The 15264-nt window shown below is 42.6% G+C and carries 10 protein-coding genes; 1 reads left to right on the forward strand and 9 read right to left on the reverse strand.

Translation table 11 applies throughout. The features are described 5' to 3' along the window. Positions 1-54 precede the first annotated feature (54 nt). The 3 genes from RM049_RS00070 to RM049_RS00080 form a co-directional block, all read right to left on the reverse strand. The gene (locus RM049_RS00070; protein WP_322702735.1) at positions 55-528 is read right to left on the reverse strand and encodes a hypothetical protein; all 474 of its coding nucleotides are present in this window, start codon (positions 526-528) and stop codon (positions 55-57) included. Positions 529-609: 81 nt separating this feature from the next. Beyond that, complete coding sequence (locus RM049_RS00075; RefSeq protein ID WP_322702736.1) at positions 610-2898, reverse strand: PhoD-like phosphatase; 2289 nt, start codon at positions 2896-2898, stop codon at positions 610-612. A gap of 316 nt (positions 2899-3214) precedes the next feature. Next, a complete protein-coding gene (locus RM049_RS00080) occupies positions 3215-4606 on the reverse strand; it encodes a malic enzyme-like NAD(P)-binding protein (protein WP_322702737.1) in 1392 nt (463 codons plus the stop codon). Between the two features lie 302 nt (positions 4607-4908). Here RM049_RS00080 and RM049_RS00085 point away from each other — a divergent pair, with 302 nt between their 5' ends. Beyond that, a complete protein-coding gene (locus RM049_RS00085; RefSeq protein ID WP_322702738.1) occupies positions 4909-6330 on the forward strand; it encodes a protein kinase domain-containing protein in 1422 nt (473 codons plus the stop codon). A gap of 130 nt (positions 6331-6460) precedes the next feature. On the opposite strand, the gene RM049_RS00090 is transcribed toward RM049_RS00085, so the two are convergent. From RM049_RS00090 to RM049_RS00120, 6 genes are all read right to left on the reverse strand, one after another. Then, complete coding sequence (locus RM049_RS00090; RefSeq protein ID WP_322702739.1) at positions 6461-9112, reverse strand: tetratricopeptide repeat protein; 2652 nt, start codon at positions 9110-9112, stop codon at positions 6461-6463. Then, positions 9109-9936: a serine protease gene (locus RM049_RS00095; protein WP_322702740.1), complete on the reverse strand. Its 828-nt coding sequence runs from the start codon at positions 9934-9936 to the stop codon at positions 9109-9111. Before RM049_RS00095 ends, RM049_RS00090 begins: the two co-directional genes overlap by 4 nt. A 22-nt stretch (positions 9937-9958) precedes the next feature. Continuing rightward, the gene (locus tag RM049_RS00100; RefSeq protein ID WP_322702741.1) at positions 9959-10546 is read right to left on the reverse strand and encodes a COP23 domain-containing protein; all 588 of its coding nucleotides are present in this window, start codon (positions 10544-10546) and stop codon (positions 9959-9961) included. A 199-nt stretch (positions 10547-10745) separates the two neighbouring features. Further along, complete coding sequence (gene psbA / locus RM049_RS00105) at positions 10746-11828, reverse strand: photosystem II q(b) protein (protein ID WP_322702742.1); 1083 nt, start codon at positions 11826-11828, stop codon at positions 10746-10748. A 462-nt stretch (positions 11829-12290) separates the two neighbouring features. Then, positions 12291-13373 carry a photosystem II q(b) protein gene (psbA, locus tag RM049_RS00115; RefSeq protein WP_322702743.1) on the reverse strand — a complete coding sequence of 361 codons (1083 nt, stop codon included), beginning with the start codon at positions 13371-13373 and terminating at the stop codon, positions 12291-12293. A gap of 352 nt (positions 13374-13725) precedes the next feature. Then, a complete protein-coding gene (locus RM049_RS00120) occupies positions 13726-15225 on the reverse strand; it encodes an MBOAT family protein (RefSeq protein WP_322702744.1) in 1500 nt (499 codons plus the stop codon). Positions 15226-15264 lie beyond the last annotated feature (39 nt).

Genomic DNA, 15264 nt, shown 5'->3' on the forward strand with positions numbered 1-15264 from the left:
CCAAATTCTGAGCTTCAACGTTGCATCTTTTAAGTGCAAGTACTGAGCTATTTTCTACAACGCTGCTTTTTGAGACTTGGATTTTACAGGTTTACGAGTAAATCGTTTTCCCATTTCTGCGACCACTGTATCTAAACCCGCCCCTTGTCCACTGGCTTTGGCATAGTTATACACCTGCAACGCGGCTGCATAAGCTTCACTACCGACTGCCAAAGAAGTATCATCTACGAGTTCTTGCAATTGTGTCAAGGACAATAACACCGGATACAACGCTTCAAATAATTGCACATCCTTTCGCATTTCATCCAAGTCAAACGATCGCGGTAAGAACTCTGGATTTTGCGCGGCCACCTCTAATGCAATGCTTACAAACGCCCGACTTTTATCTCCCATCTTGGGTAAAGTCTGGCGATCGTCGGCACTCAAATCAACCAAAAATGGTAACTTTTCTTTAATGGGGCTAATCGCTTGCAACACAGCATCTCTGTCTGTTTGTGCCAATGTTGCACTAATTAGGGTCGTAGACATAGAAATCACTCTCCAGTAAGTTTCTCCAGTCTAGAGTGCCCACATATACAACTAAACTTTCCATTCACATAGCAACACCGATCATCGTAATAAAGACTGATTGGGCGTTAACTGGCTCTCAAAACGGCTGTAAACAATTTGGGTTGGATACCAACAAGAAAACCAGTATAAATCTTGCATAACTTTGCAATAATTACTCTCATCTGCTAACTCAAAGTGAACCAAAGCTAAATTATTCAATCCAACTACTTCTCGTCCCTCCTGAAACCAACGAGACTTCCAAAAAATCAGAGGTTGTAACCATTTCCATTTAGCATTTTCGGCTCGTTTCCAAGGAGCTATCAATGATAATATATCTGCTGTGTAAGTAGAAGTCTGAACGCTGTTTCTAGGTATCCACTCCAGTACACAATGCCAGTCAGGGTCATTCAGCAGCTGAGAATTATGGTGTAATTGTTTCTCGGAAATTTCTACCATATTGGGTGGCTTTATCCAGCCGATCATCCAATGTCGTACCTGTTCTGGTAGCAGCCAATCTTTCAATCGTGTATGAATCAGCCGCGTCAACATCTCTTCATTCTTCAATGCACTAGCGGTTAGCTGTATCAAGACAGATTGTAATTTGGAATGGGTGCGTGCATAAGATAAGTGAGCAACAGAACTGTAGTGAATATCCCCAGATAGAATCACGACTTGTTGACGTTCCTCAAACAAAGTAGTTAGGAATTTCGCCAGTGCTTCAACATTGATATTCCAGGCATCTCCAACATCTGTTGAAAAAACTTTCTCCTGGTTTAAGTGCCAATGATGAATCCAATCAATCACTTGTAATCCAAAAACATTTGTGGGCGCAATCACAAATGTAGTTTTAATCTGAGTTTGTTCAGTTACTTGTTGTAAAGGCAAAAGTAGTTGTTGCTCAAAAGCCTTTGGACACAACAGCATCGGCGGCGCAATTGGTTTTTGATCGGCTGGATAACCCCGCCATGTACGGGTATCTAGCACAATTACTTCATGGCAATCGCTTCTCACTATGTAATGCCAAGTCAGCGCTTCCGGATCTCGATCCAGAATAAATACTGCGCCGTCTCGGACTAAAATAGGTAAACCTGTGTGGGGGTCGTTGGCTGGCATACCTAGATAACGAGCGATCGCCTGATTAGCCTTTGCATCTCTTCCTTGAGAAGCTGACCAAGCTTGTGCAGCCGCCAACAGCTTTTCACCTGATTTTCCTTCTGCAAATTGCTCTGGTGTATTGCCCCAACCTTGAAATACTGTATAGGCTAACAATGCATTTTGGACTATTCTTCGCCCTAATGGTTGCCCCAGCACGCGCAAACACCAAGCTTGGTTTAAATTCCAGTCATCAGTAACATCATGGTCATCAAAGATGGTGTACATGGGGATATTGGCAAGGGCGCGGCGCACTTTCCAAAGGGTGTAGATGAATTGTCGCAAATGCTTGACTGCGCGATTCCAGTCTTTGATAGCATGGCGATCGCGCATTACTTGCTGCCCTTTGGGAAATGTTGTCGGCCAGCACACTGGCGACCAAGCGAGTAAATAAGTAGCGTAATATTCACCCAGACTGAAAAGATGACTGTTGACTTTCTCTGCTTTGTTATGTAGTCCTGCCGTCAAACCAGCTTGATTTGTCGCAGCATCAGCCCGTTCTCCAGGGGGTAGTTGCTGGGGAGTGCAGTACACTCCATTCACCGGAAGTCGTTCTTCCCAACCCAAGAGGGCATCACCAAGAGTAGTTGCAACCCACAGAGATGGTTCTGCTACATCATCTCCATAAATTTGATCTCCTGTGAGAAACAGCTGGTGAGGTCGGTGCTGGGGTTGATTTGCTGATGCCTGAATCATACTGTCGAGAATTGGCAGTGCATCAAACCCATGCCCATGAGGTTTACGGCAGGAAGCATGGACAATTTGCAAATCTTGAAAACGGTTTGGCGGTAGAGCAAAGGTTGGTTTTTGATGAGCGAAGTAGCTGATGTTGACTGGAGGAGAGGAGTTTGAACATAATGCTTGTTGCATTTGCAGGGTTTGGTCAGCAACAGTAAACTGGAGGTCGTATGCATAGATGTGACCTCCAGTTAGGCAATGTCCAATTGTAGACCGAGCGGTGATGGCAACTACATGAAGATACTTACCCAGAGCAAAGGTAGAGCGTTCTCCCTCCAATAAGCAATTTCCTAGTGTTTCACCATCATTTGTTGTGTCATAAATCTTAAGTTCTACCTGACAAGACTGTTTCAGTGCCATCCATACTGTCACAGACTCTGGCTCAGTATGTTTGAGGATTGGCCCCGCTAAAATCAGTGGTAGTTCTTGTAAAAACTCGTCCCCAACTTGGTACTTCATTGCAAACAGTTGACATGATGGTGTTTTAGATGTGTTACTTTGCTCCTAAATTGGTAGCCCAACTCATCTAATCACCAATCATGCATCAATTCTTATCTGTTTAACATCAGTTGATAGCGCAAATAGATTGCAGCCTAAAAGTTCAGGGACAGGCGATACGCCCATCCCATGAAAGTGATTATTTTAGGGAAATCCAAGAAATAAACTATCCAATCTTGTGGGGTGGGCAACATGAGCGCCATATAAACTGGGCGCTCATGTTGCCACCCTACAATCAATAATTGAATATTTTTTTATTTGGAAATCCCTTAATTAATTAATTTCGCGCGATGCCTTCTTCCCGCGCGGCACGTTGCACAGCAGCAGCAACAGCAGTGACAACACGCTCATCAAAGACTGAAGGAATAATGTGTTCCCGATTTAAGTCTGAAGGCTTAACTAAAGAGGCGATCGCACTTGCAGCTTCTAGGTACATTTTGATGGTAATTGTCTGTGCCCGACAATCTAAAGCACCACGGAATACCCCAGGAAAAGCGAGGACATTATTGATTTGATTTGGGTAATCGCTACGACCGGTCGCGATGACAGCCACATCTTTACTGATTAATTCTGGCTGAATCTCTGGAATCGGATTTGCCATTGCAAAGATAATTGGATCTTTCGCCATCGATTGCACCATTTCTGGTGTCAAAACTCCTGGTGCGCTGACACCAATAAACACATCTGCTCCTTGCATTGCACCTGCTAATGTACCCTGACCTTTCACAGCAAATTCGAGTTTTTCTTCTGTCAAATCGCTGCGACTGGTAGAGAGAATCCCTTTAGAGTCGCACATCCAGATTTTTTCTGCCCCAGCTTTACGCAGTAACCGAGCGATCGCCACTCCCGCCGCCCCAGCACCGTTAATCACGATCTTGATTTCTGCTAAGGATTTATGTACGAGTTTCAAAGAATTAAATAACGCAGCCAAGGTGACAATTGCTGTACCGTGCTGATCGTCGTGAAAAACGGGGATATCTAATTCTTGGCGTAATCTCTTTTCAATTTCAAAGCAGCGAGGTGCAGCAATATCCTCTAAATTCACGCCCCCAAACACCGGCGCAATATTCTTAACTGCCTGGATAATTTCTTCTGTATCTTGGGTAGCGAGACAAATGGGAAAAGCATCCAGCCCAGCAAATTCCTTGAATAACATTGCTTTGCCTTCCATAACTGGTAGGGCGGCAGCTGGGCCAAGATTTCCCAAACCCAAAACGGCACTACCATCGGTAACAATGGCAACAGTGTTTTGTTTGATGGTTAACTTATAAACTTCCTCTGGATCTTGAGCGATCGCAGTACAAATTCGACCGACTCCGGGCGTGTAAGCCATTGCTAAATCGGAAACACTCTTCAGGGGAATTCTACTGCTAATGCTGATTTTGCCACCGCGATGCAAATTAAAGGTGCGATCGTAAACACTGAGTAACTTGATATCTGGCAACACCTTGATTGCTTGCACAATGGTTTCAGCGTGTTCAGTACTAGCAGCATCCACAGTCAGATCGCGGGTGGACTCTTTGCGGGTTTGCTCGATTAAATCGATTTGACCGAGATTACCGCCACAAGTTGCGATCGCATGTGTTATCGACGCCAACATCCCTACACGATTGGGAATTTGCAAGCGCAGTGTCAAACTAAAACTAGAATTAGGAGTTAGGTCTGCCATGTTGATTTTGGATTTTAAGTTTTAGATTTTATATTGAATTGCTTAGTAAAAATCTGCTGGAAATCTAAAATGAATATTTTACACATATATAACGAGTAACAATTTATTAAATGTAATCAAAAGCACACAATATTTTTAGAAAATAATCTCTTACAACTCTAACCTAGAACCTATTTTTGTTCCTGATCATACACCCTTTAACTGACTAAAGCTTGTAATTTTGGACTCTATGTTAAATTCTGTGAGAAAATCAGTATCAATCATTCGATGAGTGATATATAACAAGAGCCTAGGTGAATTTAATGCTAGGAACAATGCTCCGAGGACGCTACAAAATCGTCAGAAAATTGGGACAAGGAGGGTTTGGGGAAACTTATCTGGCTGAAGATATGGATTTACCTCGCAATCCTTATTGCGTTGTCAAGCAGTTTAAGCCTCAATTGACTAACCCGCAAGCTTTGCAACAAGCAATGCGGTTATTCGATACGGAAGCGGATGTTCTTTATAGGTTAGGCAACCACGAGCAAATACCCCGACTTTTGGCTCACTTTGAAGAAAATCAAGAATTTTATTTAGTTCAAGAATATGTACAGGGTGATGATCTAAGCACAGAATTAAAACCTGGTCAACAATGGAATCAAGAGAAAGTAATTGCTTTTTTACGGGACATATTGAAAATATTAGAGTTTGTCCATCAGCAGAATGTTATTCACCGCGATATCAAACCTGCCAATTTAATCAGACGTGCTGCTGATGGCAAGCTTTTTTTGATTGACTTTGGGGCAGTAAAAGAAATCAGCACCTTGATGGCTAATAATCAGGGAAGAACAGTGGCTGTTGGCACTCCTGGTTATATGCCTAGCGAACAATATAACGGACAGCCACAACTTTGCAGCGATATTTACGCTGTGGGAATGATTGGAATTCAAGCACTGACTGGTATTTTCCCTCTCAAACTACCAATTGACCCGAAAACATTAGAATTTATTTGGCGTAACCAAGTCCAAGTCAATCCTCAACTAGCAGACATTTTAGATCGAATGGTGAGATACCATTTTGGTCAACGCTACCAGTCAGCACCTACAGCTTTACAAGCACTGACAAACTTAACGATAAATAATAAACAGTGGTCAAAAACTAAAAAAACCGCCCTAACTTTGACGGTGTTAACTATCATATTTTCTATGACAGTGCTGGTGATTCCAAAATTACAACAAATATTTAGCTCAACCTCACAAGAGCCATCACTTGTAACAAACTCCTTGATTTACGAAAATCTTACTTATGGAATTAAAATAAAATATCCTAAAACTTGGTCAATCAAAGAAATAGAACAATATAATACAACCACAACAGATGTAGCTAGATTTTTATCACCTCAAAAAAATGTAGAAAAACCTTATCTAAGCAACTTGACTGTAGAAATTGAAGATTTAAAAGAACCTATTTTATTGGATGAATATACTAGCTCAAAAGTTAATGAAATAACGCAATTTCTTGCAGATGCAAAAATTGATAAATCACGTTTAACTCAACTAGCAAATCGCCCAGCGCATGAAGTAGTTTATTCAGGTAAAGAAGATAAATATACTGTAAAACGAAAAGCAGTTTGGACTTTAAGCAACAATAAAGCCTACATAATTACTTATGCAGCAGAAGAAAGTCAATATGATGATTTATTAAAAACTGCTGAACAAATGATTGATTCATTAGAAATTAACTAATTTACTGAAAGGGCACAGAGTGTAAGCAGGGGAGCAAGGGTAGAAAATTTTTAACCCCTAACTCCTGTACAGACGCGATTAATCGCGTCTGTCCTAACTCAGCACTGTGATCCACTCTTTACCGACGATATTATAAGGCTTGAATTTTTGGATTCTGTAGCAGCTTTTGTACGTCTGCCAAGATACGATCGCCCCAAATATTTTTCTTAAGAAACTCTAAATCAGCAAACCTTTTGTCTAAGCGTAGAGCAGCTTGTGCCAATTCTAGAGCTTGTTCGCGATCGCCTTTAACATATAATGCTGTTGCTAAGGCTAGTTGAGGTTCGGCAGATTTACTGTCAATGTCAATAGAAGCCCGAAACTGACGGATGGCTCCTTCAATATCTTGGAGTTCATATTTGATTAACCCCAGGTTGTTAACAGCTGCTAATAATTTAGCATCCTGGACAGTTGCTTTTTCATAAGCAGCAAGTGCCCCTTGATAGTCTTCCTGGATATGGTAGCTCAAACCCCGCGCAAAATAAGCAATGGCATTATTCGGATCTACCCGTGCTGCTTGGTTGAAGTCCGAGATCGCTGCCTTAGTTTTTCCCTGACGCTGGTAGGCTAGACCTCGCAAAGCATAAGCTACAGCACTTTTGGGATTCAGGCGAAGTACTTCGTTATAATCTGCAATCGCTCGTCGATAGTCTCCGCGATCGGAGTAAAGGTTTGCTCGGCTGAAATACAAATCAGCAATTTTGGCGCTACCCCATTCACTATTAGCTTCAAGTGCGCTGCTGTAGGCAGTAATCGCTTCTTCGTTTCGTCCCAATTCCTGTAATATGCCACCGCGCAAAAACCAAGCTAGGGAATGTTTAGGATTGAAGCGAGTGGCTTGGTTTAAATCCTCCAATGCTTTTTGTTTGTCCCCTTGCTGATAGCGCCCAGCTGCCCTCCTAGTGTAGGCATTAGCATCTTTAGGATTTCGAACAATTGCTTCGTTGGCAGTGGCGATAATTGTCTGAGGATCTGCTTGGTTTGATGGGGTAGTTGGTTGTGAAGTTGATGCAATATTTTGTAGTTTTCTGAGAGAGTTTAGTGCAGTTTCGGACTCTGCTTTTTTTCCTTGCCTTTCGTACAAATCTGCGGCTTTTTGCAAATCCGCGATCGCTCCTTGTTTATCTTCCAACCCAGCGCGGGCAATGGCACGGTTTTGATAGATTTCTGCAGCTTCGGGATCGCTAATTAATATCCGGTTCAGCTTGAGGTCAAAGTCATTTCTACCTTGGCGTTTTATTCGCAACGTGACTTGACTACCCTCCTGACCGCGCAGCAAGTTGGAGGCATCGTCCAGTTTGATCTTGAGAGTGGGTTTGCCGTCAATTGCCAAAATCCGATCGCCAACTTTCACCCCGACTTTCGAGGCTGGAGAGTTATCGTTAACCTGTTCAATTAATAGCCCCTGATTTTGTTTGTTGTTGAACTGAATCCCAATGCCGGAGTACTCAGAAAAACTCAGTGCCTTGTTATAATCGGCGATCGCTAGTTTATAGTCTTTCAGCACCACGCGTAACAGACCCCGGAGATTGTAAGCATCAGGATTGTTGGGAAGTCGCTGTATTACTTGGTCAACATCGGCGATCGCTTTTTGATAGTCATTTAAACCTAAATGAGCAACACCCAGGACAACGTAGGCAACGCCAGAAGTACGAGATTTGGGATCGTCGTTGAGGCTAATGGCTTTTTCACCATCAGCAAGGGCACCCTGATAGTCTTTTAGTTGAGCGCGGACATAACCTCGGTAGGCATAAGCAATTGCATTTTTAGGAGTGAGGCGAATTACCTGCTCAAAGTCTTTAAAAGCTGTTGGGTAATCTTTGAGTTCATTGTAGGCTGCACCTCGTCGGAAGTAAGCATCAGGATTGTTGGGATTAATTTGTAGGGCTTGGTTGTAATTAGCGATCGCTCCTCGATAATCTTTTTTATCGGCTTTAGCCCCCCCCAAGCTGATGAAGTCTTCAGCAGTTTGTTGTCGTTTCGGCGTTGGTTTTTCTGTTGTATTTGATTGTCCAGATGTAGCTATATTGGGTTTCACACCTGGTTTTGGTGCGGAAGTTGGCGAACTCGCGGTTACTGGTTGTACATTATTTCTGGCTGCCAAAAAGGTATTAATCGGAATTCCCAACCTTAAAACTGTACCTGTCTTCTCTTCTGGTTCTGTAGCTCGTCCATTAATCCCTACTAAACGTCCATTCTCGTCTAATACTGGGCCGCCACTCATCCCCGGAATCGCCTCATTATTGTAGACCAAGGCATAGCCTTCATCTGGGTTTTTCAGGCGACTGCGAATGCTGCCATTAGTAAATTGATAACTGCGTTCATCAATGCCTGGTAATCGGTCTGCCCAACCTACCACATAAACCGTCATGCCTTCTCTAATTTGGTCAGAGTTGCCTAAACTAGCGATGGGGTAACTTTTATTACTATTGAATTGCAACACCGCCAAATCTAATCCCGGCAATTCTTTGCTGTAGTAAACCGGATACTTACCGCCATCTTGGGTATGAATCTCATATCTTCCATCTCTAGACACTACATGTCGATTGGTGAGGACAAAGTAAGTTTCACCTTTACGTTCAAAAATTACTCCAGAACCAATACCGTCTCCATCAATGCGAACGGTAACTGTTTGAGCAATATTGTTGACCTCTACCGGAGTTAAAGATAAGGCAACTTGAGGTTTTATCAACACTACAGCTGCACCAACAAGTATTGCTGGAAGACTACGAGCAAAATTCATCGCCTCACCTCTACCTGAATATTTGTATCAGAATAATTATTTGTAAATGATGGTGATCCCATCTGCATAAACTCTTCAATCGGAATACCCCAGCTATACTTACTCATTTGTTTGAGCAGGGGTGGTTCGGGCTGTGTTCCATCTTGATATAAATATGGCTCACCCCAAAGAGGTTCAGCGTGTCTCCCATTGATAGCCACGACCTGACCGGCACGATTCAGCAGTGGACCTCCACTCATACCTTTGACAATATCATTGGTATATCCAATCCGATAGCCGCCTTCCAAGGCTTTGTCTAGTACTAGAGAAACTTTACCTTTGCGGAAAACAAACCCGGTATCTTGAATACCTTGGCTATCAAAGGGAAATCCAGCAGCAAAAACTTCATTGCCGACACTCAAAGTTGATGCATGACCGAGAGATGCAACTTGATAGTTAATCTTGGGACTGCGAAACTGTAAGACAGCTAAATCGTTACCATTGAAATAGGAAGGAACAGAGCGATCGCTGATCTTGGACAAATTAGCCTCATAGATTCGGCCATCAGGGGTCTGAATCTGATAAGGTGGGTTCCCCGACCGGAGTACGTGAGCATTGGTTAGCACCTGATAAACTGACCCTTTTCTTTGAATCAGAATCCCCGATCCCAAGAAGTCTTTTGATAATACTTTGACCGCGATCAACTCAGCTAGCTGTTGTACTTGCTTGGCAGAGTCTTGGGTTAGGTTTTGTGCATCTAAAACCTTAACATTTGGTTTTGAGCCTAGCGGTGAAATAGATAAACTGCCAATACAGGTAATCAGCATCATTAAGCGCCAATCCATATTCGTTTAGATTGCGATTTACTCAACATTCCCAAGCTGGTTTTCCTGCTGGACAGGATTCGCCTCTCCCCGAACTTTCTATCCGAGATATGAACTTGGCTACATCCAGGTAGGCCGCCTCTTCAGAGTAGGAGAACAATTCTTTACTCTCGCCACCGCTAAGGTTAATTGCTCTGCCGCCACCCGAACCTTGGCGATCCAATAACCTTTGCAGTGTCAAAGGAGCATTAGTACCAACTTTTAGGGTAACTAAGACTCCGTTCGGCAAACAAGAACCACCCTTGTAACTGGCAACACACAATACAGGTTGATTGCTGAGTTTTCCAGCTCTGAGGAAATTTAGCGTCCCATTGTCGTAGAAACGTTGGAATCTTGCAGATATCTCTTCGCAGCGCTGTTGGGGAGTCCAAGGTGGAGGAAAAGCATTGTCAACCCAGCGAATTACTGGGATATTTCCTCTAGAAGTCCGAACTAGTGTTGAGGGAACACCTGCACTCATACCACAGTAAAACTTATTACTCTGCGTATAGCCAGGTTGAACTAGAGAGGCAGTAGAGCCAAGTGCGATCGCAATGGTACTCAGTATATGAGCAAAGAAACCGAGTTTCATAGTAATCTTCATGCTTTCTGAAGTTTTTAAGTATATATGGCGTAATTAAAAATATTTTTGAGTATAGAGGATATCTTGTACCAAAAGAGCAGAAATTTAAGTAAATATAAGATCGCTAATTTTTAAGTATCTGTTTAGACATATTAAAAAACGCCCCCTGTTTCCAGAGAGCGGTTTTGATTTAGCTAAGACTTAAGTATTAGCTATAAATTACAGGCGCTTGCAAAGCCAGAGGGACTGCCTCACCAGCCGCTAAATCCAGGGGGAAGTTGTGAGCATTGCGCTCGTGCATCACTTCTATACCCAAATTGGCGCGGTTTAGCACATCTGCCCATGTATTAACTACATGACCTTTAGAGTCAAGAATTGACTGGTTAAAGTTAAACCCGTTGAGGTTGAACGCCATCGTACTGATGCCCAATGCCGTTAACCAGATCCCAACTACAGGCCAAGCAGCCAAGAAAAAGTGCAAGGAACGCGAGTTGTTAAAGCTGGCATATTGCCAGATTAAACGCCCAAAGTAACCATGAGCCGCTACAATGCTATAGGTTTCTTGTTCTTGACCAAACTTGTATCCGTAGTTTTGAGATTCACTTTCAGTCGTTTCTCTAACTAAAGAAGAAGTCACCAAAGAACCGTGCATCGCGCAGAACAGGGAACCACCGAACACCGCCGCTACACCTAGTTGATGAAATGGGTGCATGAGGATGTTATGCTCGGCTTGGAATACGAACATGAAGTTAAACGTGCCGCTAATGCCCAGAGGCATCCCGTCAGAAAAGCTACCTTGACCAATTGGATAAATTAAGAAAACCGAAGTCGCAGCAGCTACAGGCGCAGAGTAAGCAACGCAAATCCAGGGACGCATCCCCAAACGATAGCTTAACTCCCATTGCCGACCGAGCCAGCAAAAGATACCAATCAAGAAGTGCAAGACAATGAGTTGATAAGGGCCGCCGTTGTAGAGCCATTCATCCATTGAAGCAGCTTCCCAAATTGGGTAGAAATGCAAACCAATTGCATTAGATGTAGGTACAACAGCACCAGTGATGATGTTATTGCCGTATAATAAAGAACCAGAAACTGGCTCCCGAATGCCGTCAATATCAACGGGTGGTGCAGCAATAAAGGCAATAATGAAACAGATGGTAGCGGTTAATAGGGTAGGAATCATTAAAACGCCGAACCAGCCAATATAAAGCCGATTGTCGGTGCTAGTAATCCATTGACAGAAACGATCCCACAGGTTGCCGCTTTCGCTTCTTCCTAAAGTTGTGGTCATAACTGTGTTATTGATAAATCGGTGACAACAAACTTTCCCAATTTTAAGAATTGAGAATTAAGCTGTTTTCAAAGACTTCGCCAAATACCTTCTCCCTAATAGCCGGGACTCTCTGGAATTACCTCACACCAAAAATGCTGTTAACTAATTTCCCAAGGGAGACTGTCTGAAAAAAGGGAAAAATTTCCCGGCTCCTAATATCACGTTTTACATTAGTAATTTTTATTTTTCAAGACATTATTTTTAAATTTTATTAAGCTAAACGCTCAACAAGCTCAGCGTGTTTTTTTGAATTTAACCCTTGTTGCAGTACTGCTAAAACTTTTGTCATATCTCCTATGATTAGTGAGGTGACAGCTAACCACAAACCTGGAAAGACTTTACTTTTAATCTTTAAAATAATTACAACTAAAAAGCGCCCCCATTTGTGGAGGCGCTTTTTATTTAGCTAAATCTTCAGAATTAACCGTTGATAGCAGGAGCAGTCAGAGCGACAGGAGTAATTTCACCAGCAGCTAAGTCTAGGGGGAAGTTGTGAGCGTTACGCTCGTGCATTACTTCCATACCCAGGTTAGCGCGGTTGATTACATCTGCCCAGGTGCTGATGACGCGACCTTGGGAGTCAATGATTGATTGGTTGAAGTTGAAACCGTTCAAGTTGAATGCCATCGTGCTGATACCTAAAGCGGTGAACCAGATACCGACGACAGGCCAAGCTGCTAAGAAGAAGTGCAGTGAACGGCTGTTGTTGAAGGAAGCGTATTGGAAGATTAAACGACCGAAGTAGCCGTGGGCTGCAACGATGTTGTAGGTTTCTTCTTCTTGACCGAATTTGTAACCGTAGTTAAGGGACTCGGTTTCGGTTGTTTCACGAACCAAGGAAGAAGTTACTAGAGAACCGTGCATTGCTGAGAACAATGAACCGCCGAATACACCAGCCACACCTAACATGTGGAAGGGGTGCATCAAGATGTTGTGTTCTGCTTGGAACACAATCATGAAGTTGAAGGTTCCAGAGATACCCAAAGGCATACCATCAGAGAATGAACCTTGACCAATTGGGTAGATCAAGAATACTGCGGTAGCGGAAGCCAGAGGTGCGCTGTAAGCTACGCAGATCCAAGGACGCATACCTAAGCGGTAAGAAAGTTCCCACTGACGACCAAGGTAGGCAGCGCAACCGATCAAGAAGTGTAAAATTACCAATTGGTAAGGGCCGCCGTTGTACAACCACTCATCAAGAGAAGCTGCTTCCCAGATCGGGTAGAAGTGCAAGCCGATTGCGTTTGAAGAAGGAACAACTGCACCAGAGATGATGTTGTTTCCGTAAATCAAAGAACCTGCAACTGGTTCGCGGATGCCGTCGATGTCCACAGGAGGAGCAGCGATGAAGGCAATTACGAAGCAGGTTGTAGCAGCTAGCAGGGTTGGGATCATGAGTACACCAAACCAACCGATATATATACGGTTGTCAGTGCTGGTGATCCACTCGCAGAAGCGATCCCATACATTAGCGTCGGAGCGCCGTTGTAAGGTTGTGGTCATGGTTTTATAAGTGCTATGGGTTGTTAAATATGCAACAAGCGGATTTATTTTCGCCTGTTGAAATACAGTCTACATGAATTTACTTTGACGGGATCTTTGGCTTAATATTCTGTAACGTAATTCTTTAACAAGCTCATCGATCTGTAAAGTTTTCCTTCTATGAAATAATCAAAATAAAAGTAATAGATTCAGGCTTTTTAAGCCATTTCAACAATCAACTAGCTACCACTTTCAATGAAGCGATCGCCTAGTTATTTACCTTTACACTTCTTTACAATTAGTCGATGAAAAACATTTTAAGTCTTGTTGATTTGTAACAAGATATTAAGTTCTATATTGTCTGATGGTTCAGTTAAAAATCAAAGTAGATATAAGGCAAACTGCCTTCAGGAGCTAATAACCAAACAGCGTAAAAACATAAGGGGACGAAGACAAGCTTAAGGGGCCAGTTAAACTCTAACTTCAGCATTCGATTGAATGCATAGACCACAGCCATAAGCGCAGCTAAACCTAGAAGTACCCAAGTGAGTTGGGATTGGCTCATATTTAAGGCTTCGACATAGACCTTTTCAGCAAACTGGGCGTCAGCCGGATAACCCCAAAGATGGCGAATTACCAAAGAAGAGTCTTGGAGATTAGGTAGACGGAACCAAATCCAAGAGGTAAAAACCATCATTTGAGTTAAGAACCAAGCGACAAAGATACCCAGAGGATTTTGCCAGAATTGTTCTAAAGTTTCAAAGCGATCGCTTATAGAATCTGTAAGTCGATGAACCACCAAAGCTAATCCGTGGAGTATACCCCAAACGACATAACCCAAAGCAGCACCGTGCCAGATACCAGCAATTAGCATCACAATAAATAAATTCCAGCAGGTACGGACTAAACCGCGACGGGAACCACCCAACGGAAAGTAGACATAGTTACGTAACCAATCACCCAGAGTCATGTGCCAGCGCCGCCAAAATTCAGAAATATTGGTGCTGAAATAAGGAAAGTCGAAATTTTCAGGTAGAACTAAACCGAAAAGCATAGCACTACCACGGGCAATGTCTACGTAACCGTTGAAATCTAGATATAACTGCAACCCATAAGCAAATGTAGCTAACCAGAGATCCGTACTACCGGCCCGTTGCAAATTACCGAAACATAAATCTACAAAAATTCCCAAGTGGTCTGCAAAAATACCTTTTTTGACTGCGCCCCTAGCAATCAACCACAGCGCTTGGGCTACTCTATTAGTATTGGGTAATTCTAATGTATTGAATTGATTTGCTAAGTTGTGGTAGCGCGTAATTGGCCCTGAAATTAGTTTGGCGAAGAATAATTTGTACGTAGCAAATTTGAGAAAATTATCAGTAGCAGGGGCACCGCGATAGACATCTATTAAATAAGCAATACATTCAAAGGTGAAAAATGAAATTCCCAAGGGTGCAATTAATTTAAAAGAGCTATCTGGTGAGTTTGTTTGAACATGAAAAACAAATTTGAATAAAGGGGTAAAATACTTAAAAGCTAATAGCAGAAAAACATTTAGAATTATACCCACCCACAAAACCTTTAAACGGCGGCGATTCCAATCAACTTGAGCAAATTGCCACTCTTCGTTAGAAATTTGCCAGTCAAGAGAATGTTTCCCTGGTGATGTGTTGTTACCAATTTTCAGTCCTATACGGAAATTGATAAACGTCAATGCTAATAGTAATGGTATGTATTGGATGTGCAAAGAGGAGTAAAAAACCAAACTAGCAATTAGCAGCGTCCACAATCGCAATTTATGTTGTGCTAAAGACCAGTAAATTCCTAACACACTCAATAAGAACAGCCCATAGAAAATTGAGATAAAGTTCATTTTTTAGTCATTTGTCGTTTGTCATTTGTTATTTGTCAT

It is taken from the genome of Nostoc sp. DedQUE04 (assembly GCF_034530995.1).
GTDB lineage: Bacteria > Cyanobacteriota > Cyanobacteriia > Cyanobacteriales > Nostocaceae > Nostoc.

What these genes read in the sequence shown, in the direction of transcription:
- RM049_RS00070 (WP_322702735.1), bottom strand. Translation starts at nt 528, where the DNA reads ATGTCTACGACCCTAATTAGTGCAACATTGGCACAAACAGACAGAGAT.
- RM049_RS00075 (WP_322702736.1), bottom strand. Translation starts at nt 2,898, where the DNA reads ATGAAGTACCAAGTTGGGGACGAGTTTTTACAAGAACTACCACTGATT.
- RM049_RS00080 (WP_322702737.1), bottom strand. Translation starts at nt 4,606, where the DNA reads ATGGCAGACCTAACTCCTAATTCTAGTTTTAGTTTGACACTGCGCTTG.
- RM049_RS00085 (WP_322702738.1), top strand. Translation starts at nt 4,909, where the DNA reads ATGCTAGGAACAATGCTCCGAGGACGCTACAAAATCGTCAGAAAATTG.
- RM049_RS00090 (WP_322702739.1), bottom strand. Translation starts at nt 9,112, where the DNA reads ATGAATTTTGCTCGTAGTCTTCCAGCAATACTTGTTGGTGCAGCTGTA.
- RM049_RS00095 (WP_322702740.1), bottom strand. Translation starts at nt 9,936, where the DNA reads ATGGATTGGCGCTTAATGATGCTGATTACCTGTATTGGCAGTTTATCT.
- RM049_RS00100 (WP_322702741.1), bottom strand. Translation starts at nt 10,546, where the DNA reads ATGAAACTCGGTTTCTTTGCTCATATACTGAGTACCATTGCGATCGCA.
- psbA (WP_322702742.1), bottom strand. Translation starts at nt 11,828, where the DNA reads ATGACCACAACTTTAGGAAGAAGCGAAAGCGGCAACCTGTGGGATCGT.
- psbA (WP_322702743.1), bottom strand. Translation starts at nt 13,373, where the DNA reads ATGACCACAACCTTACAACGGCGCTCCGACGCTAATGTATGGGATCGC.
- RM049_RS00120 (WP_322702744.1), bottom strand. Translation starts at nt 15,225, where the DNA reads ATGAACTTTATCTCAATTTTCTATGGGCTGTTCTTATTGAGTGTGTTA.